Here is a 16,461-nt window from a genome sequence, read left to right as displayed (position 1 = left end):
CAGGTTCTGGCGCCCCCCTGCGAGCCCCTCGCCCCGACGCCGGTGCTGACGTTGACCCCGCTCCAGGCACTCGCCGGCGCCCGTGTCGATCTGCGGCTGGGCGAGCGCACCGTACGGGTCGCGGTTCCGGCCGGCCTGCGGACCGGCGAACATCTGCGGCTGCGCGGCGGAGCGGTTGACGGCGGTCACCTTTACCTGGCCGTGCTGATCCGGCCGCAGGACGGGCTTTCAGTCATGGGCGACGACCTGTTCATGTCCTGGCCGACCTCCGCGCGACTGCTCGAAGAGGGCGGACGGGTCGAAATCGAGACCCATGCCGGAACACGCTCGGCCTGGATCACGCCCGAACAGACGGCGCCGGTGCGGATTCGACTGAAAAACCTGGGCCTGCCCGCGCGCGGATCCCGATCTGCGGGCCATCTGTTCGTCACCCTGACGCCTTCGTCCGACGCCCCCTCGGCCGCCGAGGACATGCTGGTGCGGTTCACGCGGGTCTGGACGCCGGAGCGTCTGGCGGCCTAAGCGTCACCTCATGTCGCACAACACCTTCGGCCATCTGTTTCGCGTGACCACCTGGGGCGAGAGCCATGGGCCGGCCATCGGTTGCGTCGTCGACGGCTGCCCGCCGCTGATCCCTCTGACCGAGGCCGATCTCCAGCCCTGGCTGGATCAGCGCAAGCCCGGCGGCTCGCGCTTCGTGACCCAGCGCAAGGAAAGCGACACCGCACAGATCCTGTCGGGCGTGTTCGATGACGGCGACGGGCCGGTGACCACCGGCACGCCGATCTCGATCCTGATCCAGAACGAGGACCAGCGGTCCAAGGATTACGGCGAGATCGCCCGCGCCTATCGCCCCGGCCATGCGGACTTCACCTATCAGACCAAATACGGGGTGCGGGATCCTCGCGGGGGCGGCCGCTCGTCCGCGCGCGAGACGGCCAGCCGCGTCGCGGCCGGGGCCGTCGCCCGCAAGATTCTGGGCGAGAGCGTCAGGATCAGGGCGGGCGTGGTCCAGATCGGGCCGCATCGGATCTCGCCGGAAGACATCGATTTCGACGCCGTTCACGGCAATCCGCTGTTCGCCGCCTCCACCGCCGTCGTGGCGGACTGGGAGGCCTATCTGGACGGCGTCCGCAAGGCCGGGTCTTCGATCGGCGCGGTGGTCGCGCTGGAGGTCACGGGCGTGCCTGCAGGCTGGGGGGCGCCGCTGTACGGCAAGCTGGATTCGGAACTGGCCGCCGCCCTGATGTCGATCAACGCCGCCAAGGGCGTGGAGATCGGCGCCGGCTTCGAGGCCGCCGAACTGTCGGGCGAGGAGAACGCAGACCAGATGCGGCTGGACCTGAACAAGCGGCCGATCTTCCTGTCGAACCGCGCGGGCGGCGTGCTGGGGGGGATTTCGACGGGCCAGCCGGTCACGGCGCGCGTCGCCTTCAAACCCACTTCGTCGATCCTGACGATGCGCCAGACCATCACGCGCGACGGCGAGGAAACGGACCTGCGCACCACGGGCCGCCACGATCCCTGCGTCGCCCTGCGCGCCGTGCCGGTGGTCGAGGCCATGGCCGCCTGCGTTCTGGCCGACGCCATGTTGAGGCACCGCGGCCAGGTCGGATAATCAGCCCATCCGGGTCCGCGTCTTTCGATTGTCGACCGCCACACACGGACGCGTGGTCGCGTAGGGAGCCGGCGACGCGGCGGCCTTTTCGTCCCGCCGCATCAGGGCCATCAGGCCCGACAGCCCCGTCGTCATCACGATCATCGCCCGATTCCTGCAACTGCGAACCGTTTGCAGATTTGCCCAGGTCGGGGCCGTGTGCAAGAGGGGATGGTCGGTGGCGCGACATCCCAGGAGATCAACCGTGCGTGAAGACGGAAAACTGGACTATCTCGAACTGCCCGCCGACGACCTGCCGGCGACCAAGACCTTCTACAGCCAGGCGTTCGGCTGGACCTTCGTGGACTATGGGCCGACCTATGCGGCCTTCGACCAAGGGCTGGACGGCGGTTTCGACGCCGATCAGGCGGAGCGGACGAAGACTCCCCTCCCCGTCCTGTTCGCCCAGGATCTGGAGGCCATGCAGTCCAGGGTCGAGGCCGCGGGCGGAAAAATCCTGAAGCCCATATACGCCTTCCCTGGCGGGCGGCGTTTTCATTTCGCCGATCCGGCCGGAACCGAGATGGCGGTCTGGTCGGACGCCTGACGGCTAGCGGGCGTCGACCGACTGGGCGATCCGTTCGGCCAGGTCCCGGTCGACGCCGCCCGGCGCCGCCACCCAGACGTGGATCTCCTGAGGCGCCGTGGCGCGCTGGAACAGATGCTCCATCGCCAGACGTCGACCGCCTTCCGTAACGACGACGGAGGCCCGACCGCCGGCCTGGATCGTCTGGCCGTCGTAGATTGGAAACTGCGACGCCGGCCCCGCATAGATCATGGTCAGAACGGCTTCCCCGCGACGGACGGCGTAGATGCGCGCATCGGCTCCCGCTCGCGACTGCGTCATCGACACTCCCGAAGGCAGGTCCAGCGTGAAGGGCAAGGCGGCGATCCCGGCGGCGTCCAGCCCCTGAACGCTCGCGGCGGACGGAGGAGGCGTGGGCGTGGGAGTTGCAGCAGCCGGCGCAGTCGCTCGAGGCGATGTTTGCGGCGCAACCGGCGACACCGCGGGCCGTGCGGGCGGAGCCTGAACCGGTGCGGGTCTGGGCGAGCTCGTGATCGTCGGGGCCTGGGCGGCGGGCGTCGCAGGGGTCTGAACAGGCGTCGGCGCGGATGTCGACGGCCCGGCGGGCGCGACTGCTGAAGGCGGCGCGCTGTTCAGATCGCGGGTCAGCGACGAAGGCTCTTGGGCCGGCGCCGTCGGCGGCGGCGCGGCCGGGATCGGGTCGGGCTTCACGGGCCTGAACGGCGGACCGCTGTTCAGGTCGCGCGTCAGATCAGAGGCCGAGCGCGAGCTGGGCGGCGTGTCCTGTCCGGACAAAAGGACGGCGGCGAGAGCGATGACAACCATGGCCGGACCATTGCGCGGGGCCGACGGAACCGCAAGCGCGCTCTAGGCGCGAGGCAGGTCCACCCAGAAGGTCGCGCCCTGTCCGGCAGAGGAAATGACGCCGATCGCGCCGCCCTGCAGCTCGACCAGACGCTTTGCAATGGCCAGTCCGACGCCATGGCCTTCGATCGTGGACCGTTCCAGACCCAGGCGGTTGAACGGCTCGAACAGCTGTTTCTGCTTTTGCTCGGACAGTCCGGGTCCAAAGTCCGTGACTTCGATGCGAATCCGGTCGCCAGACCACCGGGCGCGCAGGACCACTCGCCCGCCGGCGCCGCCGTACTTCAAGGCGTTGGTGACCAGATTGTTGATCACCTGCATCAAACGCTGAGAGTCCGCGAGAGCGATCAGGCCGTCTCCTTCGCAAACTACCTCCAGCTTTACCGACTGCGCTTCCGGCCGGAGAACGGCGGACCGCCGCACGTCGTCAAGAAGGCCGGGGACGTCGGTGGGGCGCAATTCGACCTTGACCGTTCCCGCCTCCGCACGGGCGACGTCCAGCAGGTCATGCGCCAGGGCTTCCACCTGACGCGCCGTCTTAACCAGCATGTCCGCCATTTCGGTCTGCTGAGGGGTTACGGCCCCCAGTTGACCACTGGACCACAGCTGGCCGATGCCGATCACACCGGCGACCGGACTCTTGATCTCATGGGCGACATTGGCCAACAGGCGCGACTTGGCTTCAGAGGCGAGTTCCGCCCGAACCTGTCCCAGACGCGCGCGTTCGGCCAAGCCATCCCGCTCCTCGAGCAGGGCGGCGACCAGCAGGATCGGCATATAGGCCACAAGCACCTGAACCTGGGCCATCATCACCTGGTGGGAGAGGCCCTCGGCAGAATAGGGTCCATACCCGAACATTGCGGCGATGACCGACAGCAAGGCCACGACCAACAGGCTGAACGCCGTACCGGCCACGCCCGTCCTGACCGCGACACAGAGAAGCAGCGGGATCATGACAATCCCCACGTCCGATCGCTGCGTGATCCCGACACATTGGACAGTCAGCACCGTCGTCAGCAGAAGCCCGGCCTCCAAGAGGGCGCCGGGCTGACGGAGGCGTACAAATGTGGAGCGTGTCAGGGACAAGCCAAGAGTGCCGATTGTGGCCAGACCGATGGCGTGGCCGAACCACCAGGTCTTGAAGGCGTCGACGATATCACCCGCCCCAAACTGCAGAAGCCCGACCGAGGCGAAGAGACCCGCAGGAATTGGCGCGAGAATCGCGCCGAAGATCAGGAACCCAGCGGCTCCCTTCAGGCTGGAGACGTTCAGCGCCGGCGCGAACCGTCGCGCCAGCAGCACCGCCGCCACGATTTCCAGCATGTTGGCCAAGGTGAACAACATCGACAGAGCAGGCTTGTTGCCGGCGATGAGCTCTCCGATCAGGATGCTGATCGTAAGAACCAAAGCAAAAACCGCATCTTGGCTAGGTCCGCGACTGGTGCGCAGCCAGACCGCCACCGCGACGCCCCCTACGCCCCAAATCCCCGCGATCAGACCCACGCTACGGGCCCAGCTGATAGCCAAAGCCGCCAGAATGGCGACAACGACACCGGTCAAAACCGGGATCAGCGGGTGAGCAAAGACATCTCCGCCCTTCGGATCGCCTGCAGGCACGCCGATCGTCGGCGCCCTGGTCGGCGGCGGCTTGGCGACATTGATGTCGAGCACACGGCTCATGGTCATGGACGATCTCGGGCGAACTAACGCCGACAATCAGAACACGGGGTTCCTAATATCCCCTGAAACATAAAGGAATGTTAGAAATTCAATCTTTGATTGAACTTCTTGATCGCGGAAACTGCACCTTCGCCGTAAGACCAGACGCCGGCGCTGACAGCGACGAAATCGGCGCCGGCGCGCGCGACTTCCGTGGCCGTGTCTACGGTGATCCCCCCGATCGCGACACATGGGACCTCGACCGTCTCTTGCCAGACCGTCAGAATATCCAGGGACGGCCGGTGCGACGTCTCCTTGGTGTCGGTCGGATAGAAGGCGCCGAAGGCCACATAGTCGGCGCCGCCTTCCGCTGCATCCCACGCCAGATCGCGGTCGTCGTGGCAGGTGACGCCGATCATGGCGTCCGGCCCCATGATCCGTCGCGCCTCCGCCAGCGAGGCGTCGCCTTGGCCGATATGGACGCCGTCGCAACCGGTGGCGCGCGCCAGGTCGGGGCGGTCGTTCAGGATCACCGCGACATCGTGCCGACGGGCGATCGGCGCCAGAGTCTCGACCGCCGCGCGGATCGTCGCATCATCGGCAGGCTTGAGCCGGATCTGCAGGGCGGCGACGTCGCCCGCCTCCAGCACCTCATCCAGGATCGCGCCGAAGGCGTCGAGATCCGGCAGGACCGGCGGCGTGATCAGATACAGCCGGCAAGGCGGACGCTGGGGGACGGTCGGGGTTCTGGCCATGCGGTCCCTTCCCTCTCCCGCGACCGTTCGTCAACTTTCCCGTTCAGGCGGGATCGTGCGAACGACTTGCAATCGCCCTTAAGGATGCTATAGCGAACCATTCTCAGTCGGTGGAATGCGTAGAACACCCGTGTACGTCTGCAACTGCAACGGCCTTCGCCAGCGTGATGTCGCCCAGGCCATCGAATCCGGCGCCTGCCGCCCCCGGGACATCTTCGCTAGCCATCAGTGCCGGGCGCAGTGCGCCAAATGCGTCTGCGAGATGCGTCGGATGATCCAGGACAGCCGCGAAGCCTTCGCGATGGCGGCCGAGTAGTCGTCGCCTCGCCTACGACCGAAAATCACTCGCACTATCAATGTCGTGATAAAAACTCGCAAATAAACAACGCGGGTTTTACTGTGGTATCGCATCCCTCGAAAGACGGCGAATGCGCCGTGACGAGACCAAGGACCTGGCCATGAAGGGCGACCCCGCAATCCTCCGCACGCTGAACGCGGTGCTGACCAACGAACTGACGGCGGTGAACCAGTATTTCCTGCATGCCCGCATGTTCGAAAGCTGGGGCCTGGCTCACCTCGGCCACGTGATCTACGAAGAATCGATCGGCGAGATGAAGCACGCCGACATGCTGATCAAGCGCATCCTGTTCCTGGACGGCCTGCCCAATCTGCAGGACCTGCACAAGCTGAAGGTCGGCGAGGATCCGATCGAATGCCTGGGCGCCGACCTGCAGTTGGAACTGGACAGCCGCACGACCACCGCCGCCGCCGTGACCCAGTGCGAGGAAACCCGCGACTATGTCAGCCGCGATCTGCTGATGAAGATCCTGGCCGACACCGAGGAGCACATCGACTTCCTCGAGAACCAGCACAAGCTGATCGAACTGATGGGGGCGCAGAACTATCTGCAGTCGGCCATGAAGGAAATCGTCACCGACAGCGCCGCCACCGGCGGCTGACGGAACCCGGGTCCGCTCCGGTCATTAGCCTTTGACGGGCCAAGGGAGCGGATCATGACCGACATAGACGACACCATCGACGACGTGCGCGACGCCGCAGTCGGCTTGCTGAACAGCGAGGGCCGCAGCGCCGGGCATGTCGCGATGGGCGTCGTTCTGACGGCGGGTTTCGTGCTGCTGGCGACGGGCATCGCGTCGGGCGCCCTGAAGCCCAGGCGTTCGTTGAAACAGGTGCGTGACAAGGACCTGCCGATCACCGAGCGGCCGCGTGGGGCCTTCAGCCTGATCCTGCCCGCCATGTTCTCGGCCACGACCCTGTCGGCGGTGCGGGTCTGGAACGCGCCGTCCCGGCCGGAGCGGACGCGGGCCATGGGCCTGTGGCTGGCGGCGCAGACGGTGAACGCCGTCTGGCTGGGCCTGCGGCCGGCATCGATGTGGAGGCAGGTCGCCGCCGCCATGTCGTCGGCGGGGCTGGCGGCGGCCTTCGCACATGAGGCGCGCAAGCTGGACGAACACGCCGGCAAGATGGCCTCGCCGACCGGCGGCGGCGTGCGGATGGGCAACTTCCTGCACCGCAAGGCCGACGACATGGCGACCGACCGCAGCCTGCATTAGCGGCCGCCTTGCCCTTTGGCGGGGCTTCCTCTAGGGATCGCGCCCTATTCGCCACGCCCCAACCGGGCGCGTGGGCGCAACCCCATTCCCGATGTGACCCCATGAAGATCAACGGCAACACCATCAAGCCCGGCATGGTCCTGCAGCACAATGGCGGCCTGTGGGTCGTCACCAAGGCCAGCCACGTCAAGCCCGGCAAGGGCGGCGCCTTCGCCAACGTCGAGGCCAAGAACCTCGAGACCGGCAACAAGCTGAACGAGCGCTTCCGGTCGGAAGACAAGGTCGAGCGCGTCACGCTGGAACAGAAGGACTTCTCCTATCTGTTCGACAACGGCGACAGCCTGGTCTTCATGGACGACGCCACCTACGAGCAGATCGAACTGCAGAAGACCTGGGTCGGCGACGAGCGCATCCCCTATCTGCAGGAAGGCATGAAGGTCATAATCGAGATGCACGAAGAGCGTCCGATCGGCCTGGAGCTGCCGGATCAGGTCGTGCTGGAAGTCGCCGAAACCGAGCCGACGGTGAAGGGGCAGACGGCCTCTTCGTCCTACAAGCCCGCCCTGGCCTCGAACGGCGTTCGCATCATGATCCCGCCCTATATGTCGGCCGGCGAGCGCATCATCGTCGACACCACGAGCGGCGAATACGTCCGCCGCGCGGACTGATTTCTGGTGAGCAAGGTGTGCTAGCGAGCGAGGGGTGAGCTTAGATCGCTTTCCTCGCTCACCTCTTGCTCACTTCTCGCTCACTGTTCACTAGAACGCCCCGACGTCTCACGACGTCGCCCTTGAACTTCTCCGTATCTCCGGGCCGAGCGCCTTTTCAGGACATGCGGACCAGGAGATCCGCCGATGGCCCTCGCTTCCGCCCTGCTTCAGGTCATGCTCGACGCTGTGCGCAAGACCGCCCGCCCCATGCTGCGCGACTTCGGCGAGGTGTCGCAGCTTCAGGTGTCGAGGAAAGGCCCGGGCGACTTCGTCACGGCCGCCGACCTGAAGGCTGAGGACACCCTGTACGAACTGCTGATGAAGGCCCGCCCCGGCTACGGCTTCCTGGGCGAGGAACGCGGCATGATCGAGGGGACCGACAAGTCCCACACATGGATCGTCGATCCGATCGACGGCACCACCAACTTCATGCACGCCATGCCCCATTTCGCCATCACGGTGGGGCTGGAGCGGCGCGCGCCCGACGGGTCGAGCGAGATCGTCGCCGGGGTGACCTACAACCCTGTCATGAACGAGCTGTTCTGGGCCGAGAAGGGCAAGGGCTGCTATCTGAACGACCAGCGGATCCGGGTCGCCGGCCGTCGCGACCTGTCGGAGAGCCTGGTGGCCACCGGCCTGCCCTTCATCGGCAAGTCGGGCCACGCCCAGGCCATCAAGGACATCCACGCCATCGGCCAGCGCGTCGCCGGCATCCGCCGCCTGGGCTCGGCCGCCCTGGACTTCGCCTGGGTCGCGGCCGGTCGGTACGACGCCTATTACGAGCGGGGCCTGAAGCCGTGGGACGTTGCGGCGGGCATCCTGTTCGTCACCGAGGCCGGCGGCCGGGTCACGACCATCGAGGACGACGGCGATCCCAAGACCGGCGTGTCGGTGCTGGCCTGCAACAGCGAACTGCATCCGCAGCTGCGCAAGGTGTTGCAGGGGGTCTGAAGGCCCCTTCTGTCTCTTCCCCGCTTGCGGGGAAGTGGCGCGGCGCCTCTTCAGCGCTGGGACGAAGGGGCTCTTGCCGCATCCCAGCGCCTCTGCGGCGTCAAGAACCCCTCCACCCCCGCGCGAAGAGGCGCGGCGGTCCCCCTCCCCGCAGAGCGGGGAGGAGACGGGTCACACGGCTGTCGTCTGCTGCCCCTACCCAGGAGGGATGATCCGCGCCATTCTGACCGCCCTTGTCCTGCTGACCGGAACACCGGCCTTGGCCCAGCCCCTGATCATCGCCCATCGCGGGGCGTCCGGCGAGCGGCCCGAGCATACGCGGGCGGCCTATGAGCTGGCGGTCGAACAGGGGGCGGACGTGATCGAGCCGGATCTGGTGATGTCGAAGGACGGCGTCTTCGTCGATCGGCACGAAAACGAGATCGGCGGCACGACCGACGTGGGCGAGCGGCCCGAGTTCGCCGACCGCAAGACCACCAGGACCATCGACGGCGTCCCGACCACCGGCTGGTTCACCGAGGACTTCACCCTGGCCGAGCTGAAGACCCTGAGGGCCAAGGAGCGGCTGCCGGCCTTCCGGCCGGGCAGCGCGGCCCACGACGGAGAGGAGCCGATCCTGACCTTCGACGAGGTGGTCGCCATCGCGCGGGCGGCGTCGGCCAGGACCGGGCGGACAATCGCGGTGGCGCCCGAGCTAAAACACCCGACCTATTTCGCCGGGATCGGCCTGCCGATGGAGGACGCCTTCGTCGCCGAGCTGGAGCGGCTGGGTCTGACCGGCGCCGACGCCCCGATCATCATCCAGTGTTTCGAGGTCGGGCCGCTGGAGCGGCTGGCGACGCGGATCGACGCCCCCCTGGCCCAGCTGGTCAGCGGCACGGGCGGACCGGCGGACCGGCCGGACATGACCTATGCCCAGATGATCACGCCGGAGGGGCTGAAGACCATGGCAGCCTATGCCGACTGGGTCGCGCCCGAGATGACCCTGGTACTGCCGCGCGACGCCGAGGGACGGACGACGGCGCCCAGCGCCCTGGTGAGCGACGCCCATGCGGCGAGCTTGAAGGTGGTGATCTGGACCCTGCGGGCCGAGAACGCCTTCCTGCCGACCGAGCGTCGGCGGGGCGAAGGGTTTGCGGAGCATGGCGACATGACGGGCTATGCCGCCGCCTTCGCCGAGGCGGAGGTGGACGCGGTGTTCAGCGACTTTCCGGCGCTGGCGGTATCAAATCATTGATTTAGAATATCTTTTTCTAGCGCTTGACCGTCGAAATTCGAGGAGCCGCCAGAAAATTAGACTCCAAGAAAAAACAGTGCAACGAGTCTAATTTCACCAAAAATGTTTGTTTTTATTAAAGAAATTTATTCACCCTAATTGAACTGTGCAATAGAGTGCAATTGGCGGGGACGGCGTCCTCTGCGGCTGGCGATGTCAAAGACCGGAACCGCATTCTAAGGCGCCCCGGAAGGGCGTCGGGCTTATCGCCGAACAAATCTGCAAGCCCCTGACCGCAAAGGGGATTGTTACCCCAGTTAGGAGCGCAGGCGGCGTCGGCTGGGGCACGGTCGATCCTGCGCCCGTTCCTGCGGACGCGAGACGGCTCTAACCCGCCCGGAACTGCAGCTCGGCGAGGCGCGCATACAGCCCGCCCTTGGCCACCAGTTCGGCGTGGGTCCCCTCCTCCACCACGCGGCCGTCGTCCATGACGACGATGCGGTCGGCGCGGAGCACGGTGGCCAGACGGTGGGCGATGACCAGGGTGGTGCGTTCCTGCATGGCCTGGTCGAGGGCGGCCTGGACCAGGCGTTCGCTTTCGGCGTCGAGGGCGCTGGTGGCCTCGTCCAGCAACAGGATGGGGGCGTCGCGGACCAGGGCGCGGGCGATGGCCAGACGTTGGCGCTGGCCGCCGGACAGGCTCTTGCCGCGTTCGCCCAGCGGGGTGTCGAACCCTTCCGGCAGGGCGTCGATGAAGCCGAGCGCCTGGGCCTTGTCAGCGACGGCTCGGGCCTCTTCCAGAGTGGTGTCCTCACGGCCGAAACGGATGTTCTCCAGCGGCGAGCCCGAGAACAGCGGCGTCTCCTGCGACACCCAGGCGAAGCGGTCGCGCACGGCCACAGGATCCGCATTTCGCACATCCACGCCGTCGAGCGAGACCACGCCGGTCTGGGGATCATAGAAGCGCAGCAGTAGGCGGAAGACGGTGGACTTGCCCGCGCCGGACGGGCCGACCAGTGCGACGGTCTCGCCCGGGCGGACGGTCAGGCTGAACCCCTTCAGCGCCGGCAGGTCGGGACGTCCGGGATAGGAGAAGCCCACGGCGGACATCGAGACCTCGCCGCGCGGCGGGCGCGGCAGGGCCGTGGCCTGGGCGGGGGCGGCGATGCCGGGCGTGGCCCGCATCAGTTCCTCGATCCGCTCCATGGCGCCGGCGGCCTTCTGAACGTCGCCCCAGCTTTCGCCCAAGGCGCCGACGGCCCCGGCGGCGAAGACCGACAAGAGAACGAATTGAAGCAGGGCGCCCGGCGTCATCACTCCCGCGACCACGTCCTGCGCCCCCAGCCACAGCACCAGGGTGACGCCGCCGAACATGACGACGATGATCAGAGCGGTCATCCAGGCCCGCGCCCGCATCCGGGTCAGGGAGGCGGAGAAGGCGTCCTCGACCGCCGCGCCGAAGCGGGCGATGGCGCTCTGTTCCCGGCCGAAGGCCTGGACCGTCTCGATGGCGTCGACGCTTTCGCCGGCGAAACCGACGGCGTTGGCGAACCGGTCCTGGGACGTCACGGTCAGTTTGCGGACCCGGCGGCCGAAGATGAAGATCGGTCCCAGCAGGAAGGGCACGATCAGCAGGACCAGGCCGGTCAGTTTCGGACTGACGAAGAACAGCAGGATCACCCCGCCGATCAGGGTCAGGAAGTTGCGCAGCGCATAGGAGATGGAGGTGGTCATCAGCGTCTCGACCAGGGCGATGTCGGTGGTCAGGCGCGACAGCACCTCGCCCGTGCGCATATGGGCGTAGAAGGAGGGGTCCAGCGTCAGGATGCGGCCGAACAGCCCTTTTCTGACATCGGCTATGACCCGCTCGCCCGTGCGGGTGACGTAGAAATAGCGGGCGGCGGTGGCCAGGCCCAGGAACAGGGCGTTGGCGCCCAGCAGCATGAACCACAGGTTCAGATTGGCGCCGCCAGCCTCGAAGCCGTGGTCGATGGCCCCGCGCGCCAGGGCCGTCAGCCCCAGGGAGGCAGACGTGGACAGCAGCAGCCAGAAGACCGCCATGAGGGCATGGCCCTTGTGCCGCAGAGCGTAGGGGATCAGGCGGGCCAGGGGGCGGATGTCGCGGCGCTTGGCGCGCTTGGCGCCCGCCTCGGACATCTGCTCGATCAGCACGGCGCCGGCGCTGGGTCGGCCATCGACCGCTCCGTCGCCCGAGGCGCGGCCCGCGGGAATGGTTGCGGAACGGGCGGAGGCGACGGTCTGATCAGTCATTTCGCCTGCCTCTTGCCCCGGAACGCCCCCCGGTGTAAACGCCGCCCCTCATTCCCGCCGGATTTTCTGGCGGGTTTCTCATTTCATGCGCAGCGACGGTCGGCATCGTCATCGCGCCAGAGACCGGACGACGACCATGAAAGCGGATACGCACCCCGACTACCACTTCATCAATGTGGTGATGACCGACGGCAGCTCCTACCAGACCCGTTCCACCTACGGTAAGGAAGGCGACACGCTGAACCTGGACATCGATCCGTCGACCCATCCGGCCTGGACCGGCGGCAACGCCCACCTGATGGACCGCGGCGGCCGCGTTTCGCGCTTCAACAACAAGTTCGCCGGCTTCATCAAGAAGTAAGCGCGTCTTGGCTGCGACACATCGCGGCAATCAGGTCACGAAGAGCGCCGGTCGGTCGACCGGCGCTTTTTGTTTGCCCGGAACGTCGGTAACGTAGCCGGCGTTCGGATACGGCAGTACCGGCGTCGATTCACGGGAATCGACCCATCGAAAAGCGGACAGGTTATGAATAGACGGGAAATGGGTCTGGGCGTCGCCACGGCGGCCATGGCCCTCGCCTCCACGGCGCATGCGCAGCAGGTCAACATGCAGCGCGGGCCGCAGGCCACCGCCTTCTATAACAGTTTCAACGACCAGATTTCCCGCCTGCCCGAGACGCAGCAGGCCGACGTCCGCGCCTTCTACGAGATGAACGGCTGGCGGCCGGTGTGGAACGCCGAGCGGCTGCGCACGCTGAACGCCGTCGCCGGTCGCTCGGAGCGGCATGGTCTGGCGGCGGGCGACTATTTCGACTTCGTCGGCCTGGCCGCCGATCCCGCCTCGTCCGACCTGCGCGCCACCGCCGCCGCCCTGGTCTATGGCCGGGTCCTGGCCGAGGGCAAGATCCGGCCCGAGACGGTCGAGGACCTATGGGAGATGCAGAAGAACCGCGTCGACCTGCCGCGCGGCATGAGCGACGCCCTGGCCCGCAATGTCCTGCTGGACTGGTTCGAGGGCCTGGCGCCGACCGATATCGGCTATCAGAACCTGTCGGCCGGCTATGTCCGCTATCGCCGTCTGGCGGCCCAGGGAGGCTGGCCCGCCTTCCCCGCCGGTCCGACCATCGAACCGAACATGAGCGACCGCCGTATTCCGGCGCTGATCGACCGGCTGACGGCCGAGGGCGACCTGACGGCGGCGGACGGGGCGCGACTGAAGGCCCAGGGCCTGACCTATGGCTATGAACTGCAGCAGGCGCTGCAGGGTTTCCAGGTCCGGCACGGGCTGGCCGCCGACGCCCGGATCGGCACGGGCACCCAGCGGTCGCTGTCAGCCTCGGCCGAGGATCGCGCCCGCCAGATCGCGCTGAACCTGGAACGCCGTCGCTGGTTGAAACGCGACGTCGCGCCCGAGCGGATCGAGGTCAACACCGCCGCCGCCATCATGGTCTATTGGAAGGACGGCAAGCCGGTCCACTCCAACCGGGTCGTGGTCGGCTCGGCCGAGAACCAGACGCCCAGCCTCGAGAAACCCTTCGCCTCGGTCGTCGCCAATCCGCCCTGGTACGTCCCTGCCAGCATCGCGCGTCGCGAGATCCTGCCCAAGGGGCCGGCGTATCTGGCCGCGAACGACATGTATGTGCGGGATGGGATGGTCATCCAGCGCGCCGGACCCCAAGCGGCCCTGGGCTATGTGAAGTTCGAACTGCGCGACAGCTACGCCATCTTCCTGCACGATACGCCGTCCAAGGCCGCCTTCAACCTGTCCATGCGCCAGCGTAGCCACGGCTGCGTGCGGGTGCAGAATGCGGTCGAGTTCGCCCGGCTGCTGCTGTCGCCGGACCCGGTCAAGCTGGCCGAGTTCGACATGGCCCAGGACACGCGCGAGACCAAGCGCGTCACCACCGGGCGCGAAATCACGGTGCGGCTGCTGTACTGGACCGCCTTCGTGGACGGTCAGGGACGGGTGGCGTTCCGCGAGGACGTCTATGGGCGGGACGACAAGCTGGCCCAGGCCCTCGGGATCGGCGTCAGCCTGCCCAAGCCGGTCGACGACGGCCGTCGCGACGCGAACGACGTCGGGCCGTAGGGGCTTCAAGCCTTGAAGGCGGCTTCCAGCATGCCGAGTTGGCTCAGCACCGGGTTCTGCGGCGTCTCTTCCTGTACGTCCAGGTACATGCGGCGATCGAGATAAAGGGCGCGGTCGAACAGTTTCTCGGACCGGACCAGATATTCCACCAGGGCGATCGGCAGTTCGGCGTGGCTGGGCTCGCTCTCGATCTTGCGGTCGTTCAGCCGATAGCGCGTTTCGCAGGCGGTCTCGGGCGTCATGTCGTCTTCTCGCACGGCCCGCTGCACCAGCAGCCACGAGGCGATCTGCATCAGACGCGTGGTCAGTTTCATGCTCTCGGCCGCATAGGCCAGGGCGGCGGCGCGCGACAGCATCTTGGAATCGCGACGGCCCTCGCCGTCCAGATAGGCGGCCGTCTCCTCGACAAGCTCCATGCCCTCGCGGAAGGTGCGGTCGAACAGTTCGGAACGCGCGAAATCCTGCACCTTGCGGCCCCGGTCAGCTGTGTTCTGGGTGTCGCTCAGGGTCATGCTGGACATCATCATGGGTTCGGACGCTCGTTCTGACTTTGGGCCAAGGCGGGCCCCTTGTCGTCAGGACTGCAACCGTCATGCCACGGATTTGAAGCGCGCGCGATCAGGAGCGGAAGCTGAACAAGGAATCGGCGGCGCTTTTCTTGGCCTTCTTGGCCTCGATGGCGGCGCGCGATCGCTCGATTTCATGATCCAGCGTAAGGATCCGTTCCTCCAGATCCTCGATCGAATAGACATCCAATTCTTCGCGACCGATCGCGGTCAGCGCCTCTCCACGCCTTGGGCGGGGCTCGAGGTCCTCGAACATCGTCGTCGCCTTTCATCGTCCTGTCGTGGCCACGCCGGGCCGGAACCCCTATCTGAACGCCCGGATACGGACGATTGCAAGCGGAGGCGACATGCGGGTCATCGAGATCACGCGCGGATCAGGACCGGCCGAGGCGTTGAAGATCGCCGAACGCCCCGATCCGATGGCCGGCGCCGGCCAGGTGGTCGTCCGGGTCCATGCCGCCGGGATCAATCGGCCCGACCTGCTGCAACGCAACGGCGGCTATCCCCCGCCACCGGGCGCTTCGGACATTCTCGGGCTTGAGGTCGCGGGCGAGGTCGAAACCGTAGGCGAAGGGGTGACGCGCTGGTCCGTCGGCGACCGGGTGTGCGCCCTGCTGGGCGGCGGGGGCTATGCCGAGCGGGTCGCCGTCGACGCCCGCCATGTGCTGCCGATCCCAGACGAGCTGGACTATGTCCAGGCGGCGGTCCTGCCCGAGACCGTCTTCACCGTCTTCGCCAATGTGTTCGAGGCGGGCGGACTGACGGCCGGCCAGACCCTGCTGATTCACGGGGCGACCAGCGGCATCGGCGTCACCGCGATCCAGATGGCCAAGGCGGCCGGCGCGCGGGTGATCGCCACCTCGCGCGGGGCGGAAAAGACCGCCGCCGCCATGGCCCTGGGCGCCGACGTCAGCCTGGACGCGCGATCCTGCGACTTGGCCGCCGCAATAGCCGAGGCCGGGGGAGCCGATGTCCTGCTGGACATGGTGGGGCGGGATTACGCGGATCTGAACCTGAAGGCGCTGAAGCCCGGCGGCCGATGGGTGGTCATCGCCTCGCTGTCAGGCGCAAAGGTCGAGGTGGACCTGATGCGGATCATGCTGAAGCGGCTGGTGCTGACGGGATCGACCCTTCGCAGCCGGTCCTCGGACGAGAAGGCCCGGTTGACCGCCGCCGTGGAGGCGACGGTCTGGCCGTGGGTCATATCGGGGGCGGTCAGGCCGCCGGTGCAGGCGACCTTCCCGCTGGAGCGAGCCGCCGACGCCCATCGCGCGCTGGAGGCGGGCGATCACGTCGGCAAGTTCGTGCTGACGGCCTGATGACCGTCAGCGGTCGCGCCCGCCGCCGCGCACCGGACGCATGGACGAGATACTGTCGTTGAAGCCGCCGCTCAGATTGCGGACGTCGCCTTCGACGATACGGCAGCGGCCCCGGAATTCGGCGTCGGTGCAGACTTCCCAGCGGCCCTGGACGCGAACCGAACTGATCCGGTCGTTGAACGGGGTCCGGCCCAGGTTGCGGTCCTCGCCGGTGAATTCGCGCGATGCGCCGCGGAAGTTCGAGTTTTCATAGACGGTGATCGAGGTCCGGCCCCAACCGCCGCCATTGCCGCCGCCCCAGCCC

At 67.1% G+C, this 16,461-nt stretch carries 20 protein-coding genes; 12 read left to right on the top strand and 8 right to left on the bottom strand.

From position 1 onward, the window contains the following. Both H2037_RS16650 and aroC read left to right on the top strand, forming a co-directional pair. A partial coding sequence (locus tag H2037_RS16650) for a DnaJ C-terminal domain-containing protein (RefSeq protein ID WP_292124220.1) occupies positions 1-522 on the top strand: 522 nt, incomplete at its 5' end. Positions 523-532: 10 nt separating this feature from the next. After that, positions 533-1,618: a chorismate synthase gene (gene aroC / locus H2037_RS16645; protein WP_292124218.1), complete on the top strand. Its 1,086-nt coding sequence runs from the start codon at positions 533-535 to the stop codon at positions 1,616-1,618. Here the strand turns inward: aroC and H2037_RS16640 are convergent, their stop codons facing one another. Beyond that, entirely contained in the window at positions 1,619-1,762 is a 144-nt protein-coding gene (locus H2037_RS16640) for a hypothetical protein (RefSeq protein ID WP_292124216.1), read from the bottom strand. A gap of 100 nt (positions 1,763-1,862) precedes the next feature. Between H2037_RS16640 and H2037_RS16635 the strand changes: the two genes are divergently transcribed. After that, positions 1,863-2,204, top strand: a complete 342-nt coding sequence (locus tag H2037_RS16635; protein ID WP_292124214.1) for a VOC family protein — start codon at positions 1,863-1,865, stop codon at positions 2,202-2,204. 3 nt (positions 2,205-2,207) lie between these two features. Here the strand turns inward: H2037_RS16635 and H2037_RS16630 are convergent, their stop codons facing one another. From H2037_RS16630 to thiE, 3 genes are all read right to left on the bottom strand, one after another. Continuing rightward, positions 2,208-3,008, bottom strand: a complete 801-nt coding sequence (locus H2037_RS16630; protein WP_292124212.1) for a hypothetical protein — start codon at positions 3,006-3,008, stop codon at positions 2,208-2,210. Positions 3,009-3,050: 42 nt separating this feature from the next. Then, complete coding sequence (locus tag H2037_RS16625; protein WP_292124210.1) at positions 3,051-4,733, bottom strand: sensor histidine kinase; 1,683 nt, start codon at positions 4,731-4,733, stop codon at positions 3,051-3,053. 74 nt (positions 4,734-4,807) lie between these two features. Beyond that, on the bottom strand, positions 4,808-5,461 hold the full coding sequence (thiE, locus tag H2037_RS16620) for a thiamine phosphate synthase (RefSeq protein ID WP_292124208.1): 654 nt from the start codon (positions 5,459-5,461) through the stop codon (positions 4,808-4,810). Between the two features lie 130 nt (positions 5,462-5,591). On the opposite strand from thiE, the gene H2037_RS16615 reads away from it, so the two are divergent. From H2037_RS16615 to H2037_RS16590, 6 genes are all read left to right on the top strand, one after another. Then, positions 5,592-5,777 (top strand): (2Fe-2S)-binding protein, encoded by a 186-nt coding sequence (locus tag H2037_RS16615; RefSeq protein ID WP_292124224.1) that lies wholly within the window; start codon positions 5,592-5,594, stop codon positions 5,775-5,777. A 142-nt stretch (positions 5,778-5,919) separates the two neighbouring features. After that, complete coding sequence (gene bfr, locus H2037_RS16610; protein ID WP_292124222.1) at positions 5,920-6,420, top strand: bacterioferritin; 501 nt, start codon at positions 5,920-5,922, stop codon at positions 6,418-6,420. A gap of 54 nt (positions 6,421-6,474) precedes the next feature. Further along, positions 6,475-7,035, top strand: a complete 561-nt coding sequence (locus H2037_RS16605) for a tryptophan-rich sensory protein (RefSeq protein WP_292124206.1) — start codon at positions 6,475-6,477, stop codon at positions 7,033-7,035. A 101-nt stretch (positions 7,036-7,136) separates the two neighbouring features. Beyond that, a complete protein-coding gene (efp, locus tag H2037_RS16600) occupies positions 7,137-7,703 on the top strand; it encodes an elongation factor P (protein ID WP_292124204.1) in 567 nt (188 codons plus the stop codon). A gap of 186 nt (positions 7,704-7,889) precedes the next feature. Beyond that, the gene (locus H2037_RS16595) at positions 7,890-8,696 is read left to right on the top strand and encodes an inositol monophosphatase family protein (RefSeq protein ID WP_292124203.1); all 807 of its coding nucleotides are present in this window, start codon (positions 7,890-7,892) and stop codon (positions 8,694-8,696) included. A 208-nt stretch (positions 8,697-8,904) separates the two neighbouring features. Then, positions 8,905-9,933: a glycerophosphodiester phosphodiesterase gene (locus tag H2037_RS16590; protein ID WP_292124201.1), complete on the top strand. Its 1,029-nt coding sequence runs from the start codon at positions 8,905-8,907 to the stop codon at positions 9,931-9,933. Between the two features lie 366 nt (positions 9,934-10,299). Here the strand turns inward: H2037_RS16590 and H2037_RS16585 are convergent, their stop codons facing one another. Then, positions 10,300-12,183 (bottom strand): ABC transporter transmembrane domain-containing protein, encoded by a 1,884-nt coding sequence (locus H2037_RS16585; protein ID WP_292124199.1) that lies wholly within the window; start codon positions 12,181-12,183, stop codon positions 10,300-10,302. A gap of 136 nt (positions 12,184-12,319) precedes the next feature. Here H2037_RS16585 and rpmE point away from each other — a divergent pair, with 136 nt between their 5' ends. Together rpmE and H2037_RS16575 are read left to right on the top strand one after the other, a co-directional pair. Then, positions 12,320-12,544: a 50S ribosomal protein L31 gene (gene rpmE / locus H2037_RS16580; RefSeq protein WP_292124197.1), complete on the top strand. Its 225-nt coding sequence runs from the start codon at positions 12,320-12,322 to the stop codon at positions 12,542-12,544. A 165-nt stretch (positions 12,545-12,709) separates the two neighbouring features. Then, the gene (locus H2037_RS16575) at positions 12,710-14,272 is read left to right on the top strand and encodes a L,D-transpeptidase family protein (RefSeq protein WP_292124195.1); all 1,563 of its coding nucleotides are present in this window, start codon (positions 12,710-12,712) and stop codon (positions 14,270-14,272) included. A gap of 5 nt (positions 14,273-14,277) precedes the next feature. On the opposite strand, the gene H2037_RS16570 is transcribed toward H2037_RS16575, so the two are convergent. Next, complete coding sequence (locus H2037_RS16570) at positions 14,278-14,799, bottom strand: DUF1465 family protein (protein ID WP_292124192.1); 522 nt, start codon at positions 14,797-14,799, stop codon at positions 14,278-14,280. Between the two features lie 91 nt (positions 14,800-14,890). Then, positions 14,891-15,094 (bottom strand): DUF1192 family protein, encoded by a 204-nt coding sequence (locus tag H2037_RS16565; RefSeq protein WP_292124190.1) that lies wholly within the window; start codon positions 15,092-15,094, stop codon positions 14,891-14,893. Between the two features lie 91 nt (positions 15,095-15,185). On the opposite strand from H2037_RS16565, the gene H2037_RS16560 reads away from it, so the two are divergent. Further along, positions 15,186-16,157, top strand: a complete 972-nt coding sequence (locus H2037_RS16560) for an NAD(P)H-quinone oxidoreductase (protein WP_292124188.1) — start codon at positions 15,186-15,188, stop codon at positions 16,155-16,157. Between the two features lie 6 nt (positions 16,158-16,163). Here the strand turns inward: H2037_RS16560 and H2037_RS16555 are convergent. Beyond that, positions 16,164-16,461, bottom strand: a 298-nt coding sequence (locus tag H2037_RS16555) for a beta/gamma crystallin-related protein (RefSeq protein ID WP_292124170.1), incomplete at its 5' end; no start/stop codon positions are given.

Origin of the sequence: Brevundimonas sp. (genome assembly GCF_013912065.1) — a bacterium.
In the GTDB taxonomy this organism is placed as follows: Bacteria; Pseudomonadota; Alphaproteobacteria; order Caulobacterales; family Caulobacteraceae; genus Brevundimonas.
The sequence above is the reverse complement of the archived record's forward strand: the minus strand, read 5'-3'. Positions and strand labels throughout refer to the sequence as shown.